Here is a 433-nt window from a genome sequence, read left to right as displayed (position 1 = left end):
CGGACATGTCGAAATACTACTGACCGAAAGGGGTTGAAATTCGAACAATAGTCAAAGCAGGAAACTTTCCTTTCGGCCTCGCCATAGGCGCGCACGGCGCATGCCGGTCCATCTGGCAAGCGCGTAGGACCAGGCTGATTCAAGCGCGCAATGCGCGGTGGAAGAATGCACCCGACTCATAAGGCGCCTACCGCGCAAGCACACCATGATCGATACCATCATCGTCGGCGACGAACACGACACGAACCGCGAGGGCCTGGCGAGCGTGCCGCGCAAGGCAACCGGAGCGGACGTCAGCGCCGCGCGCAACGGCAGGAAAGCGATGGACGAGAAACGCCAGCAGCGCGGGGACATCGTGGGGGGCGACGTCGACCTGCCCGACATGACCGGGCGGCAATTGAGCGACGCGGGGGGGCGGCACGGGGGGGGCGGG

General features: G+C 64.4%; 1 pseudogene. It reads left to right on the top strand.

Features of this window, described 5'->3' with window-relative positions:
- Positions 1-205: 205 nt before the first annotated feature.
- Positions 206-433, top strand: a pseudogene (locus tag KDH83_RS31705) (hypothetical protein); the annotation flags it as partial.

Source organism: Achromobacter sp. Marseille-Q0513, assembly GCF_018195695.1.
Lineage (GTDB): Bacteria > Pseudomonadota > Gammaproteobacteria > Burkholderiales > Burkholderiaceae_B > Achromobacter.
This window is presented reverse-complemented; position numbering and strand designations above follow the sequence as displayed.